Origin of the sequence: Stenotrophomonas sp. Sm6012 (assembly GCF_030985895.1) — a bacterium.
GTDB lineage: Bacteria > Pseudomonadota > Gammaproteobacteria > Xanthomonadales > Xanthomonadaceae > Stenotrophomonas > Stenotrophomonas forensis.
The window spans coordinates 1-2607 of the sequence record NZ_JAPTFX010000255.1; the positions used below are offsets into that span (position 1 = coordinate 1).

Annotated in this window: 2 protein-coding genes; both read left to right on the plus strand. The window is 63.9% G+C overall.

The genetic code is table 11. From position 1 onward, the window contains the following. Positions 1-185 precede the first annotated feature (185 nt). Positions 186-1310, plus strand: coding sequence for a MobV family relaxase (mobV, locus tag O0J73_RS22130; protein WP_308309649.1), 1125 nt, complete (start codon positions 186-188; stop codon positions 1308-1310). A 316-nt stretch (positions 1311-1626) separates the two neighbouring features. Further along, complete coding sequence (locus tag O0J73_RS22135; RefSeq protein WP_049442602.1) at positions 1627-2577, plus strand: protein rep; 951 nt, start codon at positions 1627-1629, stop codon at positions 2575-2577. The last annotated feature ends 30 nt before the right edge of the window (positions 2578-2607 follow it).

Consider the following 2607-nt stretch of genomic DNA (forward strand, 5'->3'; position numbering starts at 1 on the left):
ACGCTCAGGAGGCAAAACGCTACCGGCGAAAGCGCTCTAGCGCGTAGCGTGCTGTTAGCTTTTTTGCTCTTGCCCGAAGGGCCGAACCGACCCCGAAGGGGGCGACTTTGCGAAGCAAAGTGTAGTGAGTGCCCTTGTGTAGATTTTCGCCTTGCGCTTTCTCGCTTTTTTGCTTGCATGGATGGATGAGCCAGTTCGCCATCCTCCGCGTCGGAAAACTCAAAGGCTGGGGGTCTGTGCGCTCTGCGGGAGGTCACAACCTCCGCACGCGCGCGACCCCAAACGCCGACCCCAACGGACCCGCGCCGCGTGTCCTTCATGGCGGCTCGGACCTCGGCGACGCCGTGGCCGACCGCCTGCGGGAAGCCGGGGTTAAAAAACCACGGCGTGACGCGGTGCTCTGCTCGGAGATGGTGCTGACGGGTTCGCCTGAGCGCATGGCCTCGATGTCGGGGGCCGAGCTGGAAGCGTGGGCCGCTGACAACGTGGCTTGGCTCCGTGAGGAACACGGGGCCAACCTCGTCCAGGTCGTGTTGCACCTGGACGAACGAACCCCCCACCTCCATGCCGCCGTAGTCCCGGTGAACCGGGACGGCGGCCTGTCGGCCAAGCGCTATTGGGGGGAGGCGGCGGGCCTGTCTGCGCTGCAGACGGCCTACGGCAACCGGATGGCCCCCCACGGCCTACAGCGGGGGGTGATGGGGTCGAAGGCCCAGCACGCGACGCTGAGGGCCTTCTACGGCGCTCTGGAGGCCGCGCACTCCCCTACCCCGCCCGGTCCCATGCCGTCCCGGCCTCGGGCCGAGGACGGGGCACGGCTGGGGCTGGTGAGGGCGGGGGCGGTGGCGGACGCGGAACGCGGCTGGCGCCGGCAGTTGGTGCGGTGGGGCAAGGCGTTGTTGGCCAGCGAGGAAAATGCCCGGTTGGCGGCGGCTGGCTTGGCCAGCGAAAACCGGGCCATGCGGCGGGAGCGGGCGGCGACGGCGTTAGCGTTAACCCGCGCCCGGACCATCGCCAAGACCTGGCGCTTGCTGTCGCGGGTTGTCCCCGATGACCTGGCGGCGTTGGTTCTCCGTGCGCAACGCCAGGACAGGGCGGCCCGGCTCGAAGAGCGGCGACGGCAGACCGCCGAGCACGAGGCCGCCTATGACCGGGAACAGGCCCTGCGGGCGGCCGCCCAGCGGCCGCAGGTGGCGGTCCCTGCCGGGACCGGGGGGGTGGGGGGAACCCCCACGGAGACGGCCCCCGGCAGGGGGCCCGCTCTTGGGCCGTCCGGCCCGCCCCGGCGACCCGGTTTTGGGCCCCGGTAGGGGCCGCTTTTTGACCCCCGCAGGGGGTGCTTTTCCCTTTACTTGATACCTAAGGGATATCTCCAACTTCCGAAAACCCTGTTGAGCCCTTGTGGCACAAGGGTTTCAGGGGTGGTCTTGCGGGGGAGGATTTTTTTGGTACAAAGAGAAAGGCCCCGGCGGTAACCGGGGCCTTCAAAGAGTGGTCTGGCGGGATTGGCGTCCCCCTGACCGAGGCACCTACGGCGATAGGCACAAGATGAGACTACACACGACCGGGCGACCCGGCAAGAGCAAGACCAGGACAAAGGCTGAACCATCGAAACGGTGGGAATACTTGTCCGACAGCAGCCCCAAAGACCGGTCGTGGGACACCCACCGCAGCGAAGCGGAGGGGGTGGAAGAGCACTTGAAGAGCCCCGGCACGGAACGGTGGATTTGGAAGCAAGGCAAGCGCGTCGAGGAATGTTCTCCGTCGCTTGGCTTTGCCCTCACCGCTGACCCGGAGACTGGGGAAGCCGGTTTGAAGTTGGCGCAAGCCAAGTTCTGCCGGGTTCGCTTCTGCCCAGTGTGTCAGTGGAGACGTTCCCTCATGTGGCAAGCCCGCTTCCATCAAGCGTTGCCGGAGTTGTTGGCTACCGTGCCGGATGCGCAGTTTTTGTTCCTTACCGTGACAGTGCGGAACTGCGCGATTTCGGATCTGCGCGAAACGCTAAAAACGATGGGCAAGGCATGGAACCGCTTCACCCAACGACGAGAGTTCTCAGCGATTGAAGGCTGGATAAGAACCGTTGAAGTCACACGCGGAAAAGACGGTTCGGCGCATCCGCATTTCCATGCGTTGTTGTTAGTCAAACCGAGCTACTTCAAAAAGCATTACGTGGCTCAATCGCAGTGGCTTCAGGCGTGGCGCGAAGCGGCTCGCCTCGACTACATCCCTCAAGTCCACATCACGAAAGTGAGGACTAAAAAAGCCGACCGCTTGGCCTTGGGAGATGACGCATTGGCGCTTCGCAAGGCCGCGGCTGAAACGCTGAAATACAGCGTAAAGCCGTCGGACATGCTGGCCGACCGCGAATGGTTCCTTGAGCTTGTTAGGCAAACTTTCCGAACGCGTGCCATCGCGTCGGGGGGTGTGCTGAAAGACGTCTTGCGGGAAGAAGAAGAAACCCAACAAGATTTGCTCCTGGGCGATGACGAAAAACCACCGGAACCTGAGTTGCCGGTGTTGAGGTTTGACTACGCTCAGGAGGCAAAACGCTACCGGCGAAAGCGCTCTAGCGCGTAGCGTGCTGTTAGCTTTTTTGCTCTTGCCCGA